Below are 16,361 nucleotides of genomic sequence, written 5' to 3'. Positions count from 1 at the left end.
TGGTGTGGCGCCTTTTTTCGGTGCTGCAAAAAAACATCCGTTCGGTCAGCTTTGGTGCTGATAGCAAAGGTCGCGCCAAGGCTTTCGCAAAGCACAAAAACTCCCGCTCGGCTGTGCAGGCACAGTCGATCGAGAGTGGGTTGTGGGTGCCTTGATACCGTCCAGGGCCGGGATAAGTTGGCTTTCTGGTCAGGAATTAAATCCGGGCTTTTTTTTAAAGCGGATTCAGGCGGCCGCGGAGAATACTGACTCCTTGGCCAGGTCTCAAGTGCCCCGCAACAGCGCACCGACGACAGGATTGGGGCGTGGTTGCGGGTCATTTCAGAAGTGCACCTTCACCAGCAGGCTGGTGGTGTTTTCGTTGGTGTCGAAGTTGGAGGTGTTTTCGATGCCGTATTTATCTTTCCAGTAGCTGTATTCGACGCCGACATAGACCTGCTTTTCGCGCCAGCCCAGGGACTTGCCCAGGTCGTACTTGATTTGTGGGTTGAAGTGCAGGTTGGCGTGGTAGGTGCCGTGGCGGTTTTCGTCGTTGTCCACAACCCAGTCGATGTAGCCATCGAGCAGCAGGCTCGAATTGCCCACAGGTACGGTGTAGGACCAGGCCGGGGTGATCTGCCAGACGTTGTCGCCGGCGCGGGAGCCTTCGGTGTGGCGGTTGTAGAAGTTCAGGGTGAAGAAGTTGAAGCCAGGGACCGCGAGGTCGAAACCTGGGCCGATTAGGTAGGCTTCGGTGTCGTCTTCGCCGTTCTCGTAGGTCATCGCCAGCAGGACATCCTTGATCGGGCCGAATTCGAAACGCCGGTCGAAGATCTTGCCGAAGGACAGGCGCGGGCTGAACTCGCCGTAGTAGGCATGGACCCCTTTGTTGCGGTCTTTCTCGCCGTTGTAATAGGTGCTGTCGACGAACAGGAAGTTGTCACCGTACTTCCAGCGGTCGGCGTGTTCGAAGGTGATCGTCTGCTGGATCCGTGGGTTGACCACGAAGTCCTTGCCGTACAGGTAGCTTAGGCTGTTGGTCTGCCACAGCAGCAGATCGCCGGCCATGGCCTGACTCGCGGCCAACAGACCTCCTGCCAACAGCAAGTGGGTTTGCATCCGAATCATGTGTTGCTCCCTATTTGTTTTTATTTTTTGTGGGGGCGAGCCTGCTCGCGAAAGCGGCGTGTCAGTCAGCAGTGATGGTGTGGCTGATGCCGTCATCGCGAGCAGGCTCGCTCCTACAGGAGTCGTGCCTGGTTACTTCAGTGGGCCTGACAGTCATTGACCGCCGCGCGTTCGCTGCCGCCGAGAATGTTGAACAGCAGGTTCAAGGTCAGCGCGCTGACGGTGGCCAGAGCGATGCCGCTGTGGGTGATCGGGCTCATCCACAGGGGCAGGTGGGCGAAAAAGTCCGGGCGCATCACGGGGATCAGGCCCATGCCGATGCTCACCGCCACCAGCAGTTGATTGCGGCGGTCGCCGATGTCGGCTTCCTGGAGGATCTTGATCCCGGTTGCCGCTACCATGCCGAACATCGCGATCGCCGCGCCGCCGAGCACCGCCGGTGGAATCGAAGCAATCAGGAACGCCGCTTTGGGCAAGAGGCTGAGGAGGATCAGCAGGCCACCGGCGACGATGGTCACCGAGCGGCAGCGCACGCCGGTCATCTGCACCAGGCCGATGTTCTGGGCGAACGAAGAATGCGTGAAGGTGTTGAGGAAGCCGGCGAAGAACGACGCGCCGGCATCACATAGCAAGCCACGGCGCAGCATACGCGGGCACACTTCCTGGCCGGTGATCTTGCCCAGGGCGATGAACATCCCGGTGGACTCGACGAAGATGATCACCACCACCAGGCACATCGAGAGGATCGGTGCCAGTTCGAATTTGGGCATGCCGAAGTGCAGCGGCGTGACGAATTGCAGCCAGGGCGCGTTGTCCATGCCGCTCAGATCGACCATGCCGATCAGGCCGCAGAGCAGGTAACCCAGGGTCATGCCGATCAGCACCGAAATGTTCACCCAGAAGCCGCGCATGAAACGGTGCACCAGCAGGATGCAGGCCAGCACCAGGGCGGAAATGGTCAGGTAGATCGGTGAACCGAATTCGGCGCTGGTACCGCCACCGCCGGCCCAATTCACGGCCACGGGGAACAGCGACAAACCGATCGAGGTGATGACCGTGCCGGTCACCAGCGGCGGGAAGAAGCGCACGACTTTGGACATGAACGGCGCAATCAACATGCCGAAGAAGCCGGCGGCGATGGTCGCGCCGAAAATCCCCTGCAGGCCGATACCGGGCATCCCGGCCATGGCGACCATGCTGCCGACGGCCGCGAAACTGGCGCCCATCATCACCGGCATGCGAATGCCCATGGGGCCTATCCCCAGCGACTGGACGATGGTGGCGATACCGGCGACCAGCAGGTCGGCGTTGATCAGGAAGGCGATTTCTTCACGACTCAGGCCAGCGGCCTGTCCGATGATCAGCGGCACCGCAATGGCACCGCCGTACATCAGCAAAACGTGTTGCAGACCCACGAGGATCAGTTGCAACAGCGGCAGTCGCTGAATGGCAGGTGCGTCGGGGATGCGCGCTTTGGATGACACGGACATGCAACACCTCGGATCTTTTTTATTCTTGTGATTTTGTGCATCAGGTTGACCGCAGTGCGGACGATCGCGAGCAGGCTCGCTCCTACAAAGCTGTGTAGGAGTGAGCCTGCTCGCGATGCTTTTCAACGATTAATTGGTCGGGGCTCCCTGCACAATCCAGGCGCCGATCAGGTCACGTTCCTGCTGGGTCATCTGGGTGATGTTGCCCAGTGGCATGATCTGCGTGGTGACGGCCTGGGCCTGGATCCGTGGCGCGTTCTGGCGGATCTGCTCGGGGGTGTCGAACATCACACCGGCGGGCGCAGCGCTGAACAACGGGCTGGTGGGTTTGGCCGAGTGGCAGACCGCGCAGCGTTCCTGGATCACCGAGTGCACCTTGTCGAAACCCGGACCGGCGTTGGACGCCTGGGCCGGTGCAGCGGCAGGGGTTTCAGCCGGCGTCGCGGCAGCCGGTTTGGCGCCACCGCCGACTGCAGTTTCCGGCAACGGCTGGTACTCGATTTTCGCCGGGGCCTTGGCCACTTCCGGGCTGTTCATCGGTGCAGGACCGGTGACGTAGGCCAGGCTGATCATGCCAACCGCAGCAACCGGCAGGGTCCAGGCGAACTTGTGGCTGTCATGACGGGTGTTGAAGTAGTGGCGCACCAACACCGCCAGCACCGCGATCCCGGCCAGGATCAACCAGTTGTACTGGCTGCCGTAGGTGCTCGGGAAGTGGTTGCTGATCATGATGAACAGCACGGGCAAGGTGAAGTAGTTGTTGTGACGCGAACGCAGCAGGCCTTTGGCGGGCAGCGCTGGATCCGGCGTGCGGTTCTCGGCAATCGCCGCTACCAGTGCCCGTTGGGCCGGCATGATGATGCGGAACACGTTACCGACCATGATGGTGCCGATGATCGCGCCGACGTGCAGGTAGGCACCACGACCGCTGAACACTTTGCTGAAGCCGTAGGCGGCGCCAATGATCAGTACGAACAGGATGAAGCCGAGCAGGGCAGGGCGTTTGCCCAGGGCCGAGTCGCACAGGAAGGAGTAGATGAACCAGCCGGCGAACAGCGAGCCGATACCCAGCAGCACACCTTCAGGGCCGCTCAGGCTGCTGCCCGGTGCCAGGAGGTAGAGCGTCGGGTTGGAGTAGAACACCACGCACAGCAGCGCGATACCCGACATCCAGGTGAAATAGGCTTCCCATTTGAACCAGTGCAGGTTGTCCGGCATGGTCGGTGGAGCCAGTTTGTATTTCTCCAGGTGGTAGATCCCGCCACCGTGAATTGCCCAGAGATCGCCGGCCAGGCCACTCTTCGGGTTGACCCGATTGAGGTTGTTTTCCAGCCAGACAAAATAGAAGGACGCGCCAATCCAGGCGACGCCAGTGATCATGTGAACCCAGCGCACGCTCAGGTTCAGCCATTCGTACAGATGTGCTTCCACAGTCTTTACCTCTCGCCTGTCACTCTGTTATCGAGTGTTCAGACCTTCTCTTATTGGTGGGGGGCAAGGATCAGACGCTCATCCTCTTTGAAAAAATGCTCATCGCAGTTATTGCCTGTGCCACTGCGATCAACCACCAGGAAGTCATCCCGCTTTTCGATCGTCAGCACCGGGTGGTGCCAAACGCCGCGATGGTAATTAATGCCCTGCCTGCCGTTAGTGACGAAGGCGCGGACCAAGCCTGATACAGGTGCATCGCCAACTGGCGCGACCACGATCAGAAAGGGGTTGCCGAGCAGCGGTATGAAAGCCTGGCTGCCCAGCGGATGGCGCTCCAGCATGCTCACGGTCAGCGGCATGTCCTGCGCGTCGGCGCGGAAGATGCTGATGATCGCGTTGTCTTCTGGCTTGGCGGTTTCCACCGTGGCCAGTTTATGGAAGCGCATGGTCGAACCGTTGTTGATCATGAAGTGATCGCTGCCGTCGGTTTCGATCACGTCACCGAAAGGGGCGAAGGCTTCTTTGGTCAGCGGTTCAATCTGTAGTGTGCGCATGCTGTTCTTCTTATCCGAATTCTGTGTTGACTGTTCTGACGCCTTCGCGAGCAGGCTGGCTCCCACAGGGGATTGCATTCCAAATGTGGGAGCGACGGTGCGACGATTCGACCTGCTCGCGAATGGCTTCACTGCTTATTTAGCGACCTTGCCCAGTACACGCAGGCGGCTCACGCCACCATCCGGGAACACGTTCAGGCGGATGTGGGTGATCGGGCCCAGGGCCTTGATCTGCTCGGCGAAGGTGTGTTCGGCGTGCATTTCCAGCTTCTGGCTTGGCAGCAGTTCGCGCCAAAACAGCGACTGGGTTTCGATCTGACTGTCGGTACCGCCTTTGACGAACGCGCCCTGGATCGAGCAGCTGTCCGGGTAATTGCCTTTGAAGTGCAGGGTGTCGACGACGATTTTTTCGATCTCGCCCGGGTGACCCAGGGCGACGATCACCCAATCGTTACCTGGCGTGCGACGACGGGCGGTTTCCCAGCCATCGCCCATGTTGATGCCACGGCCCGGGTTGAGGATGTTGCTCATGCGACCGAAGTGTTCGTCGGAGCAGGCCAGGGCGCGACCACCGTTGAGGGCGGCTGCCAGGTCGACTTGCTCGTTGTCGCCCACTGCCGACCAGTCGCGGAACGGCACGCCGTACACACGCAGACGGGCGACACCACCATCCGGGTAGATGTTGAAGCGCAGGTGGCTGAACGCCTGGTCGTTGCTGATCTCGTGGTAGTGGTGGCTGTTGCCTTGCAGCTCGACGGCGGACAGCACTTCAGTCCACTGGGTGTTGGCATCAGGCTCGCCAGAGGCCAGGAAGCAGGCTTCCAGGGACGCCGATGGCGGGAAGTTGCCGGTGAAGAATGAGGTGTCGATGTCCACGCCCTTGATCGAGCCTGGTACGCCCAGGCGGATCACGGCGCTGTCGTAGCCTTCGAAGCGCTTGCGACGCGACTCCCAGCCGTCCATCCACTTGCCGTTGTCATCGAACACGCCCTCCTTCCATACGGCCGGGGTCGGCTGGAACAGGCGGTTGGCGTCGGCGAACCAGTCATCGGTGACCGAGATGATCTTGGTGCCCAGGCGGGCATCGGCCAGGTTGACGAACTTCTCGAAAGGTACGGCGTAAGCTTTCATTCTTCTTGTCTGCCTTTGAATAAGTGGCTTGGGATGCTTGCGAGGCCCGGGCCGGATTCGGCGTTCTTGAATCCTTGGGGGCCAGGCTTGCTATAGGGTCAGTAAACGGAACAGGGCGATCTTGTTGATCTCCGCCAGCGCGCACTTGAACTCGGTGTCGACCGGGTTGTGGATGCGCGTTTCGAACGCTGCGAGGATCTGATGCCGGTTGCTGCCTTTTACCGCCATGATGAAGGGAAACTTGAACTTGGCCTTGTAGGCATCGTTCAGCTCGGTGAAGCGCTGGAACTCTTCGGCCGTGCATTGGTGAATACCGGCGCCGGCTTGTTCATTGGTGCTGGCTTCGGTCAACTGGCCCTGGACGGCAGCTTTGCCGGCCAGGTCCGGGTGAGCGTTGATCAGTGCCAGCTGACTGGCGTGATCGGCGCTCAACAGGATATCGCTCATGCGCTGGTGCAGGGTCTCGATCTGGTCGATCGAAGCGTCCTGGCCCAGGTCAAAGGCCTTTTCGGCGACCCATGGCGAATGTTCGTAAATATCGGCGAAAGCGGCGACAAAGGCGTCACGGCTCAGCGTCGAGGGTTGCAGGGTTTGGAAGGTGGTCATTTCGACGCCCCTTGGTACGGGTGGGTTTGTTGCCAGTGACGAGCGATGTCGACGCGGCGGCTGAACCACACCTGTTGGTGGCTTTTAGCGTATTCGATAAAGCGTTTGAGCGAAGCAAGACGCGCCGGACGGCCGATCAGCCGGCAGTGCAGGCCGATCGAGAGCATTTTCGGCGCTTCGGCGCCTTCGGCGTAAAGCACGTCGAACGCATCCTTGAGGTATTCGAAGAAATCGTCGCCCTTGTTGAAGCCCTGGACCTGGGTGAAGCGCATGTCGTTGGTGTCCAGGGTGTAAGGGATCACCAGGTGCGGCTTGCCAGTCGGGTTATTCGGTTCCCAGTAGGGCAGGTCGTCGTCGTAGGTGTCGCAGTCGTAGAGGAAACCGCCTTCTTCCATCACCAGACGCCGGGTGTTCGGGCCGGTGCGGCCGGTGTACCAGCCCAGTGGGCGCTCGCCGGTGACTTCGGTGAGGATGCGGATGGCTTCGAGCATGTGCTCGCGCTCCTGCGCCTCATCCATGTACTGGTAGTCGATCCAGCGGTAGCCGTGGCTGCAGATTTCGTGGCCGGCTTCAACCATGGCGCGAATCACATCCGGGTGGCGCTGGGCGGCCATGGCCACGGCGAATACCGTCAGCGGAATGTCGAATTCCTTGAACAGCTTGAGAATCCGCCAGACGCCGGCACGGCTACCATACTCGTACAGCGACTCCATGCTCATGTTGCGCTCGCCTTGCAGCGGTTGCGCCGAAACCATTTCCGAGAGGAAAGCTTCGGATTCCTTGTCGCCGTGCAGAATGTTGCGTTCGCCGCCTTCTTCGTAGTTGAGGACGAACGACAAGGCAATGCGGGCATTGCCCGGCCAGTGTGGGTGGGGAGGGTTACTGCCGTAACCGATCAGGTCGCGTGGGTAGTCGCTCACTGCAGTCTTCCTTCTTGTTCGGGTTTGCCGGGGCGCGATAAGGGTTGGTGTGGGGGCCTGAACCTGTGATGAAAGGCTGGCGTCACAACGATGGAGTGATTGTATACAACTTTATGCGCGATTTGTAAGCCCGATTTTTTGCATTTTTCACCATTTGTCATCTTCAGGTGGTACTGCAAAAAACCTGCCTGATTGATCAGCTATTGGGCCAGAGCTCTCTATAGCCTAAGACTTTGCCGACTTTTGCAGCTAAACAGGGCGCGTCGGAGATTCACTGAAAAAATGTCGAATTTATTGTGTACAATTTTTCTTGAAAATGTCTTAATCAGTCGCTCGCCGCCGCTTTTCATGCACCGAAAGGTGGCGGCCTTCATTTCAACTGACTCCGGGAGGTGCGAAGTCTGGCTGCGACACACGCAGACGGGCCCGCAGAATCAATGGGACGTTTGACTACACACGTTTTGGATGCCGCACACGGTTGCCCGGGCAGCTCGATCAAAATCGAGTTATACCGCGTTGAAGGTTCGCAGCTGGAATTGGTCGCCAGCGCACTGACCAACAGCGATGGCCGTGTCGATACACCGTTGTTGCAAGGCGATGACTACCGTTCCGGGGTTTATCAGCTGCAGTTTCACGCCGGCGACTACTACCGCGCACGCGGTGTGCAATTGCCGGAGCCGGCGTTTCTCGACGTGGTGGTCCTGCGTTTCGGCATTTCTGCTGAGCAGGACCACTACCACGTGCCGCTGCTGATCTCGCCGTACAGCTATTCGACCTACAGAGGAAGCTAGGACTCTCCCCCCACGAATCCTGCGCACATAGCTTCTTTGGTCATTCGCCCGCTCACACTGCGGGCTTTTTTTCGTCCTTGAGAAAGGTGCTGGCTGGGCGGGCGTTTCGTTGCGATGCGCGGCTGTAGGAGCCGGCTTGCCGGCGAAGGCATAGGGTCTGATACACCGCAGTGCCGCCATTCGCTGGCAAGCCAGCTCCTACAAGGGTTGGTACTGACAGCCGAACATGTGAGCGTGCACAAACCCTTGTAGGAACCGGCTTGCCGGCGAAGCGCTTGATTATCGGCTCAACAACGAAGCCGCCCCCGCCCCACCAAACAGCCCGGCGCTGATCCGGTTGAACCAACTCTGGCCCTTGCCGCTACGCAGGTAGCGCGCCGCGCCGTGGGCGCCGAGGCCGTAGGCGAGCTTGCAGCACAGGTCCAGCAGGGTCCAGGTGGCGATCATGATCAGCAACTGCGGCAGGAATGGCTGCTGGGCATTGAGGAATTGCGGCAGGAAGGCGGCGAAGAACAGGATGTCCTTCGGATTGCTCGCTCCCAGCACAAATGCGCGCCCGAACAGTGCGCGAAAGCGCGGCACCGGTGGCGCTTGCGGCACTTCGGTGGCGTGCGCCGGTTGCCGTGACTGCTGCCAGCTTTGCCAGGCGAGGTAGAACAGGTACAGGGCGCCGACGATCTTCAGTGCGCTGAACAGTTGTTCCGAGGCCAGCAGCAGGGCGCCGAGCCCCAGTGCTGAGGCGCTGAGCAGGCAGATCGAAGCGAACACGCCGCCGAGAAATGCCGGGTAGGAACGGCGCAAGCCATAGTTCAGGCTGTTGCTGATCATCAACAACGACAGGGGTCCCGGGATCAGGATTACCACCAGGGCGGCGCAGCTGAACAGCAGCCAGGTTTCCAGACTCATCACTTTCCTCCATATGTGCAAAAGCCCCACCCGACGGGGTGAGGCTGGGTCACGCTTGAAACCGTTACAAGAAAATGAACTTGGCGATAAAGATCGCGCACAGTACCCACAGGCTAACCGAAATTTCCTTGTACTTGCCGGTACCGGCCTTCAGCGCCACGTAGGTGATGAAACCCAGGGCGATGCCGTCGGCAACCGAAAAGGTCAGGGGCATCATGATTGCGGTGACAATTGCCGGAATGCTGTCGGTGGCATCGTCCCACTCGATGTGTTCCATCCCGCCCATCATCAGCATCGCCACGTAGATCAGCGCGCCAGCGGTAGCGTATGCCGGAATCATGCCAGCCAGCGGTGCGAAGAACATCGCCGCAACAAACAGCACGCCGACAGTGACAGCGGTCAGACCGGTACGGCCACCGGCTGCAACACCTGCGGCACTTTCCACATAGCTGGTGACTGGCGGAACACCGACCACCGCACCGAACACACTGGAAGCACTGTCGGCTTTCATGGCGCGAGAGAGGTTTTCGATCTTGCCGTCCGCACCCACCAGATTGGCCCGTTGTGCGACGCCCATCAGGGTACCGGCGGTATCGAACATGTGTACAAAGAGGAAGGCCAGGACGACGCTGATCATACTGACGTTGAACACACCGGCAACGTTCATGGCCATCCAGGTCGGAGCCAGGCTCGGCGGTGCCGACATGATCCCTTCATAATGCACCAGGCCCAGACCCCAACCTGCGAGGGTCACAGTAATGATGCTGATGAGGATCGCGCCAAATACCCGGTGGTAGCTGAGGATGGCAATCATCAGGAAGCAGATGGCGGCGAGCAGCGGCCCCGGCTCGCGCAGGTTGCCGATCTTGATCAGGGTGGCCGGGCTGTCGACCACGATGCCGGCGGTTTTCAGGCCGATCAGGCCAAGGAACAGACCGACACCGGCGCCCATGGCGAAGCGCAGGCTCACTGGAATGCTGTTGAGCAACCACTCGCGGATGCGCGAGAAGGTCAGGAACATAAACAACACGCCGGAAACGAACACCGCACCCAGCGCGGTTTCCCAGTTGTAGCCCATGGTGCCGACCACGGTGTAGGTAAAGAAGGCGTTGAGCCCCATGCCTGGCGCCAGGCCGACGGGCCAGTTGGCGTACAGGCCCATCAACAGGCAACCGAGTGCGGCGGCGATGCAGGTGGCGACGAAGGCGGCGCCGTGATCAATCCCGGCGTCGGCCATGATGTTGGGGTTGACGAAGATGATGTAGGCCATGGTGATGAAGGTTGTCAGGCCTGCGATCAGCTCGGTTTTCACCGTGGTGCCATGCACGCTGAGTTTGAACAAGCGCTCCAGCAGACCTGTGCGTAGGGGCGGCGAGAGATCCAGCGGCGATGCTTCGGATTTGCGGCTTTCCACAGCGAGTACTCCTCAACAGTTTTATTGTTATTTCCAGAGCCGGACACAGAGGTGGGCAGCGGCTCTTTGAGGCATTTGCGAATTTGTTGACTAATGGGTCAGGAACTCGCACGCAGCGAATTATGCTTTTGTATACAAATAAAGCAAATAATGTTTTTGATTTTGTCGACGAAAGTTTTGCTGAAAGGGCTATATCGCTCCACAGGGTTGGCGAAAATTTCTCGAGGGCATCAACTACTCGGGAGCCGCCTGGCTTTTTCCAAGCGCCAGATTCACCGCCAACCAGCCATTCACCGCCGTTTCCCCAGCCTCGGCAAATACCCGTTCCAGCAGTTTCACCTGCTCGCGGCGCAACGCCTGCTCGAAACGCGCGCCCTCGTCGGTCAGTTCCAGCAGGCGTTTGCGCTTGTCGGTGGCGGACGCGACGCTGTTCACCAGATGCATTTCCTGCAGTTGCCGCAGCGGCATGTTCAGCGCCTGCTTGCTGACGCCCAGCAGCGCCAGCAACTCTTTCACGCTCAGATTCGGATAGCGCGCGATGAAGAACACGATGCGTTGATGAACCCTGCTCAAGCCCCGGCGTTCGAGCATTTCGTCGGCCTTGGCGGTGAAGGCCTGGTAGCCGAAGAAAAACGCTTCCATGGCCTGCTGCTGAGAAATCGGGTTTTTAAGGTCAAGCATGTTGACGTATTCCCTCGGCTTGTCGTAATTTCGGTCAACCAGTTTGACTTAATTCCCTTGGCCTTTGCTACCGGTGGTCCCCATGGCATTTTCCGAACGTGTAACGCGCCTCAAAAGCTCCCTGATCCGTGAAATCCTCGCCGCAGCCCAGCGCCCGGAAGTCATGTCCTTTGCTGGCGGCTTGCCGGCGGAGGCGATGTTGCCGAAGGTCGACTGGACGCAGATGCCGGTATCGATCGGTCAGTACGGCATGAGCGAGGGCGAGCCGGCCTTGCGCGAAGCCTTGGCGGCCGAGGCGCGGGCTTTGGGTGTGCCCTGCGAAGCGAGTCAGGTTTTGGTGGTCAGCGGCTCCCAGCAAACCCTTGACCTGGCGGCCAAGCTGTACATCGACAAGGGCACCGAGATCATGCTCGAGGCGCCGACGTATCTCGCCGCCCTGCAAATTTTTCAGCTGTTCGGCGCTGACTGTCTGACCGTGCCGCTGCAAGCCGACGGTCCGGACCTGGTGGAGTTGCGCGCGCGCCTGAGCAAACACCGCCCGGCGTTCATCTATTTGATTCCGACTTTCCAGAACCCCTCGGCGGTGCGCTACAGCGAGGCCAAGCGCGATGCCGTGGCGGCGTTGCTCGACGAGTTTGGCGTGACCCTGATCGAGGACGAGCCGTACCGCGAGCTGACGTTTGATGGCGGCAATGCCACGCCGATCGTCAGTCGCTTGAAGAAGGCCAGCTGGATCTACACCGGCACCGTGTCGAAGACTCTGCTGCCGGGCCTGCGTGTCGGATATCTGATCGCCAGTGCGGACCTGTTCCCGCACCTGCTGCGTCTCAAGCAGTCAGCGGACCTGCACACCAACCGGGTTGGCCAGTGGCAGGCGATGCAATGGATCGGTAGCGAGCGTCTGCGTGATCACCTGGGTGAGTTGCGCGATTTCTACCGGGGCCGTCGTGACAGCTTTCAGGCCGCACTGGAAAAACACTTTGCCGACCTGGCGGACTGGAACATGCCGCAAGGCGGGTTGTTCTTCTGGCTGACACTCAAGCAGCCGCTGGATACCCGGACGTTGCTCAAGGCAGCGTTGGACAATGATGTGGCGTTCATGCCCGGCGAGCCGTTCTTCCCGGAACCGGATCGCCATCCGGGTCATCTGCGGCTGAACTTCAGCCATATCGACCCGGCGCGCCTGGATGAGGGGTTGAAGCGGTTGGCGGCGGTGGTGCGGGAGGCGCAGGCAGCAAAGGCTGCTTGAGGGGGGAGTGCAGCAGAACCTGTAGGAGCCAGCTTGCCGGCGAAGGTCGTGAACGATAACGCGGGCATCCAGAGTGCACGCGGTGTCCTCAGGTTCTTCGTCGGAACGCCACCCGGAGCAGTCTAGCTCCTACAAAAGCTGCTTGATCAGTCAAGCCGCCGCAAAGCGCTTATCCAGATAATCAATGATCACCTTGGATTCATACATCCAGGTGGTCTGGCCGTTTTCTTCGATGCGCAGGCACGGCACCTTGATCTTGCCGCCTTGCTCCAGCAGCGTCTGGCGGTCCTGCTCGCTGTTCTTCGCATCGCGCAGGGCCACCGGCACGTTCAGGCGGCGCAGGGTGCGGCGGGTTTTCACGCAGAACGGGCAGGCGTGGAACTGATACAGGGTCAGGTCTTTGGCGGCAGCTTCGACCTGGGCCTGGGCGGCGGCAGGGCGCTGCTTTTTCGCCGGACGGGTGATGAAGTCGACGAAGATGATCAACTGGCCGAGGCCGACACGAAGCGCTTTGACGAACACGATACAAGCCTCACGGGGCAAATGGGAAAGGCGCGCAGCTTACCTGATTTTTTGCGGGCGAAAAAAAACCGGCGATGAATGCCGGTTTTCTTCGTCGCCTGATTACTTGATCAGGCTGAGAAACTCGCTGCGCGTCGCCGCGTTTTCGCGGAACTCGCCGAGCATCACCGAAGTGATCATCGAGGAATTCTGTTTCTCCACACCGCGCATCATCATGCACATGTGCTTGGCCTCGATCACCACCGCAACGCCCAGGGCGCCGGTCACTTGCTGCACGGCATCGGCGATCTGGCGGCTGAGGTTTTCCTGGATCTGCAGGCGGCGGGCGTACATATCGACGATCCGCGCGACTTTAGACAGACCCAGTACCTTGCCACTCGGGATGTAGGCGACGTGCGCCTTGCCGATGAAAGGCAGCAGGTGGTGTTCGCACAGCGAGTACAACTCGATGTCCTTGACCAGCACCATTTCGCTGTTGTCGGAGCTGAACAAGGCACCGTTGGTGACTTCTTCAAGTGTTTGTTCATAGCCGCGGCAAAGGTACTGCATGGCTTTGGCGGCACGCTTTGGCGTGTCGAGCAGGCCTTCGCGGGAGACGTCCTCGCCCAATTGGCCGAGAATCGCGGTGTAATTCTGTTCCAGGGACATGAATCTACCTGTGGGATTTTACGCAAAGGGCAAGGGTACGGTGGCAAACACGGCGCTGCAAGCGTGATGCATCAGCTTTACTCGTCGCGACCTTCCATCATGGTGCGTTTGAGCATCACATACACCGCGCCGGCACCGCCATGTCGGGCCTGGCAGGAAGTGAAGCCCAGCACCTGCGGATGCTGGCGCAGCCAGGTGTTGACGTGGCTTTTGATCATCGGTCGCTTGCCGTCCAGGCGCACGGCCTTGCCGTGAGTGACGCGCACGCAACGGATTTCGAATTTTGTCGCTTCGGCGAGAAACGCCCAGAGGGTTTCCCGGGCCTTTTCCACGGTCATGCCGTGCAGGTCGAGGCTGCCTTCGAACGGGATCTGCCCGATCTTCAGCTTGCGCATCTGGCTTTCCTGCACACCGTCGCGAGCCCACATCAGCTCGTCTTCGGGGCCGACATCGATCACGAACTGGTCGGACAGGCCATCGACGGCGGCGACGTCGGTGCGCACGGTCGCCGCTTGCCGCAGCTTGGCAATCTGCGCCCGGTCAGTCTTGGGTTTGCCGGTGTCGGCGCGGTCGTGCTTGATCGGCTTGACGCCTTGGATCGAGCTTTTGAACAGGGAAAAATCGTCGTCTTGCATGTCAGCCTCCGCGAAGGGCGGCCAGTTTACCCAAGTCCGGGCGAATCGGGCGCAGCAAAACGCCTGGCGCTCGACTCAGTCGTGTTTTTTCATCAAATGCGGGGCCATGTTCAGCTCGCGGGGTTGGCGCATGCGGCGCCGGCAGCGACGCCAGAACGCAATGCCGAGATAGAGCAGCAGCAGTCCGACCACCAGGATGATCGCCGAACCCAGCGGGCTGGCGTTCAGGTCGCGCAGGGCGGGCGGGTGACCCAGCAGACTGGCGGCCCCGGCCATGGCCGACAGCACGCCAAGGGTGGCGAGCAGGGCGGCGAAGGCGGCGCCAAAGCGATAACGCCAATTGCGCGGCCCTTTGGGGCGCAAGCGGCGAGCGTCAAATCCATCGGATATTTTCATTCCGACCTTCCTCAATGATATCGGCCCTTCGACCGGGAGTTGCCCGGCTTGTTCCTGAGGCTAAGTCAATTAGAAGAAATGAGAGGCTTTTGCGGATGAGCGGCGGTTGCCGCCGCTCAAAACGGGCGATCAGATCAGGTCTTGGGTCAAGGCCAGGGTGGCAAAGTTGTCAGCCATGATTGCCATTTCGGTCTGCTGGACCTGCTCGGCCGAAAGCACACCGCCCTTGTAAGGCAGGTCGCGGGTGGCGCAGGCGTCTTCCACCAGGGTGCAGCGAAAGCCCAGGTTTTTCGCAGCACGCACCGTGGTGCTGACGCTGGAGTGGCTCATGAAACCGCAGACGATCAGGTCGAGCGGGCCACGATCCTGGAGAATCTTTTCCAGGCCCGTGCCATGGAAGGCGCTTGGCAGGATCTTTTCAATGCGGATTTCATCGACTTCCGGTTCCAGCCCGGGAATGAACTGGCCGCGCTCGCCATTGGGGTCGAACATCCCGCCGACGGTGCCGCGATGGCTGACATGCACGATCGGGCGGCCGGCCTTGCGGGCGGCGGCGAGCAACTGCTTGATGTTGTCGACAGCTGCGTCCATGCCGGACAGGGCCAGCGGACCGCTGAGATATTCTTTCTGGGCGTCGATGATCACCAGCGTCGCCTGGGCCAGATTGGCTGGCGCATAACCACGACCGCTGAGTTGAAACATCGTCTTTGGAACGGACATTCGAGGGCTCCTTCGAGTGGGGCTTTTGCGACATTGTCCTCTGGCTGAGCGTTTCTGTGAATCGCTACCATCGTAGGCACCGTCGTTGCTGGCCTGTAGCCTGTCCTGCGCTGAGTGAATGTTCAATCAAAAGCTGAAAAAAGCGAGAAATCCTACATTTCCCCGAGGTTTCTTTCTCGCATCGTCGGGGCCGGTTTAGGCTGTTAGAATCGCCGGTCGTTTTTTCAGGAGTCTACCCCGTGATCACTTCCCGCCTGCGCACTTTGCGCGACCATATTCGTTGGGCCGTCAGTCGCTTTCATGGGGAGGATCTGTTTTTCGGCCATGGCACCGACAATGCCTGGGACGAAGCCCGGCAACTGGTGCTGGGGGCCTTGCACCTGCCCTGGGAAATCGCAGACAGCTATCTGGACTGCGCGTTGGAAGAGGACGAGTTGGTGAATCTGCAACGCTTGCTCAAGCGTCGTATCGAGGATCGCGTCCCCACCGCGTATCTGCTGGGCGAAGCCTGGTTTTGTGGCATGTCGTTCATCGTCGACGAGCGCGTGCTGATCCCGCGTTCGCCGATTGGCGAACTGATCGAAAACCGTTTTGCCCCCTGGCTGGATGGCGAGCCGGCACGGATTCTCGACCTGTGCACCGGTTCCGGTTGCATCGGCATCGCTTGCGCCTTCGAGTTCCAGGACGCAGAAGTCGTGTTGGCCGATTTGTCGTTCGAGGCGCTGGAAGTGGCCAATCAGAACATCGAGCGCCACGGCGTCGACGAGCGTGTCTACACCGTCCAGGGCGATGGCTTCGATGGGCTGCCGGGCCAGCGTTTTGACTTGATCGTGTCCAACCCGCCCTATGTCGATGCCGAAGACTTCGCCGACATGCCGGACGAATATCAGCACGAGCCGGAGCTGGGTCTGGCCTGTGGCGACGATGGCCTGAACCTGGTGCGCCGAATGCTCGCGCAAGCGGCGGACCACTTGAATGACAAGGGCCTGTTGATCGTCGAGGTGGGTAACAGCCAGGTGCACGTCGAGGCGCTGTACCCGGAAGTGGACTTCGCCTGGCTCGAGTTCGAGCGCGGTGGCCACGGCGTGTTCATGCTCAGCGCCGAACAATGCCGCGCGCACCAGGCGTTGTTCGCGTCACGGGTCTGACGGCTTGAGTTT

General features: G+C 60.1%; 18 protein-coding genes. 3 read left to right on the top strand and 15 right to left on the bottom strand.

The genetic code is table 11. The annotated features are described in order from the left end of the window. Positions 1–321 precede the first annotated feature (321 nt). The 7 genes from KW062_RS21910 to puuE all read right to left on the bottom strand — a co-directional run bounded on the left by KW062_RS21910 (position 322) and on the right by puuE (position 7,239). Positions 322–1,107, bottom strand: a complete 786-nt coding sequence (locus KW062_RS21910) for an outer membrane protein OmpK (RefSeq protein WP_027620033.1) — start codon at positions 1,105–1,107, stop codon at positions 322–324. Positions 1,108–1,244: 137 nt separating this feature from the next. Further along, positions 1,245–2,597: a nucleobase:cation symporter-2 family protein gene (locus KW062_RS21905; protein ID WP_105753794.1), complete on the bottom strand. Its 1,353-nt coding sequence runs from the start codon at positions 2,595–2,597 to the stop codon at positions 1,245–1,247. 129 nt (positions 2,598–2,726) lie between these two features. Beyond that, on the bottom strand, positions 2,727–4,028 hold the full coding sequence (locus tag KW062_RS21900; protein WP_105753793.1) for a urate hydroxylase PuuD: 1,302 nt from the start codon (positions 4,026–4,028) through the stop codon (positions 2,727–2,729). Between the two features lie 50 nt (positions 4,029–4,078). Beyond that, positions 4,079–4,582, bottom strand: coding sequence for an ureidoglycolate lyase (locus KW062_RS21895; protein ID WP_027620036.1), 504 nt, complete (start codon positions 4,580–4,582; stop codon positions 4,079–4,081). A gap of 135 nt (positions 4,583–4,717) precedes the next feature. Then, positions 4,718–5,713, bottom strand: coding sequence for an allantoicase (gene alc / locus KW062_RS21890; RefSeq protein ID WP_027620037.1), 996 nt, complete (start codon positions 5,711–5,713; stop codon positions 4,718–4,720). A 90-nt stretch (positions 5,714–5,803) separates the two neighbouring features. Then, complete coding sequence (gene uraD, locus KW062_RS21885) at positions 5,804–6,319, bottom strand: 2-oxo-4-hydroxy-4-carboxy-5-ureidoimidazoline decarboxylase (protein WP_027620038.1); 516 nt, start codon at positions 6,317–6,319, stop codon at positions 5,804–5,806. After that, positions 6,316–7,239 (bottom strand): allantoinase PuuE, encoded by a 924-nt coding sequence (gene puuE / locus KW062_RS21880; RefSeq protein WP_027620039.1) that lies wholly within the window; start codon positions 7,237–7,239, stop codon positions 6,316–6,318. Before puuE ends, uraD begins: the two co-directional genes overlap by 4 nt. 437 nt (positions 7,240–7,676) lie before the next feature. Here puuE and uraH point away from each other — a divergent pair, with 437 nt between their 5' ends. Next, positions 7,677–8,030, top strand: a complete 354-nt coding sequence (gene uraH, locus KW062_RS21875; RefSeq protein ID WP_105753792.1) for a hydroxyisourate hydrolase — start codon at positions 7,677–7,679, stop codon at positions 8,028–8,030. Positions 8,031–8,309: 279 nt separating this feature from the next. Here the strand turns inward: uraH and KW062_RS21870 are convergent, their stop codons facing one another. From KW062_RS21870 to KW062_RS21860, 3 genes are all read right to left on the bottom strand, one after another. Further along, a complete protein-coding gene (locus KW062_RS21870; protein ID WP_105753791.1) occupies positions 8,310–8,936 on the bottom strand; it encodes a LysE family translocator in 627 nt (208 codons plus the stop codon). A 64-nt stretch (positions 8,937–9,000) separates the two neighbouring features. Next, positions 9,001–10,350 carry an NCS2 family permease gene (locus KW062_RS21865; RefSeq protein ID WP_027620042.1) on the bottom strand — a complete coding sequence of 450 codons (1,350 nt, stop codon included), beginning with the start codon at positions 10,348–10,350 and terminating at the stop codon, positions 9,001–9,003. A gap of 234 nt (positions 10,351–10,584) precedes the next feature. Beyond that, on the bottom strand, positions 10,585–11,031 hold the full coding sequence (locus KW062_RS21860) for a MarR family winged helix-turn-helix transcriptional regulator (protein ID WP_027620043.1): 447 nt from the start codon (positions 11,029–11,031) through the stop codon (positions 10,585–10,587). Between the two features lie 82 nt (positions 11,032–11,113). Between KW062_RS21860 and KW062_RS21855 the strand changes: the two genes are divergently transcribed. Further along, positions 11,114–12,280, top strand: coding sequence for an aminotransferase-like domain-containing protein (locus tag KW062_RS21855; RefSeq protein WP_027620044.1), 1,167 nt, complete (start codon positions 11,114–11,116; stop codon positions 12,278–12,280). Between the two features lie 150 nt (positions 12,281–12,430). On the opposite strand, the gene KW062_RS21850 is transcribed toward KW062_RS21855, so the two are convergent. The 5 genes from KW062_RS21850 to KW062_RS21830 all read right to left on the bottom strand — a co-directional run bounded on the left by KW062_RS21850 (position 12,431) and on the right by KW062_RS21830 (position 15,201). Then, positions 12,431–12,802: a glutathione S-transferase N-terminal domain-containing protein gene (locus KW062_RS21850; protein ID WP_027620045.1), complete on the bottom strand. Its 372-nt coding sequence runs from the start codon at positions 12,800–12,802 to the stop codon at positions 12,431–12,433. A 102-nt stretch (positions 12,803–12,904) separates the two neighbouring features. Continuing rightward, positions 12,905–13,450: a GTP cyclohydrolase I FolE gene (folE, locus tag KW062_RS21845; RefSeq protein WP_003204506.1), complete on the bottom strand. Its 546-nt coding sequence runs from the start codon at positions 13,448–13,450 to the stop codon at positions 12,905–12,907. Positions 13,451–13,527: 77 nt separating this feature from the next. Continuing rightward, a complete protein-coding gene (locus KW062_RS21840; RefSeq protein WP_027620046.1) occupies positions 13,528–14,085 on the bottom strand; it encodes a Smr/MutS family protein in 558 nt (185 codons plus the stop codon). 75 nt (positions 14,086–14,160) lie between these two features. Further along, on the bottom strand, positions 14,161–14,481 hold the full coding sequence (locus KW062_RS21835; protein ID WP_027620047.1) for a hypothetical protein: 321 nt from the start codon (positions 14,479–14,481) through the stop codon (positions 14,161–14,163). Positions 14,482–14,610: 129 nt separating this feature from the next. Continuing rightward, entirely contained in the window at positions 14,611–15,201 is a 591-nt protein-coding gene (locus tag KW062_RS21830; protein ID WP_027620048.1) for a cysteine hydrolase family protein, read from the bottom strand. A gap of 239 nt (positions 15,202–15,440) precedes the next feature. Here KW062_RS21830 and prmB point away from each other — a divergent pair, with 239 nt between their 5' ends. After that, positions 15,441–16,349 (top strand): 50S ribosomal protein L3 N(5)-glutamine methyltransferase, encoded by a 909-nt coding sequence (gene prmB / locus KW062_RS21825; RefSeq protein WP_105753790.1) that lies wholly within the window; start codon positions 15,441–15,443, stop codon positions 16,347–16,349. Positions 16,350–16,361: the final 12 nt, after the last annotated feature.

Origin of the sequence: Pseudomonas fluorescens (assembly GCF_019212185.1) — a bacterium.
Taxonomy (GTDB): domain Bacteria; phylum Pseudomonadota; class Gammaproteobacteria; order Pseudomonadales; family Pseudomonadaceae; genus Aquipseudomonas.
This window is presented reverse-complemented; position numbering and strand designations above follow the sequence as displayed.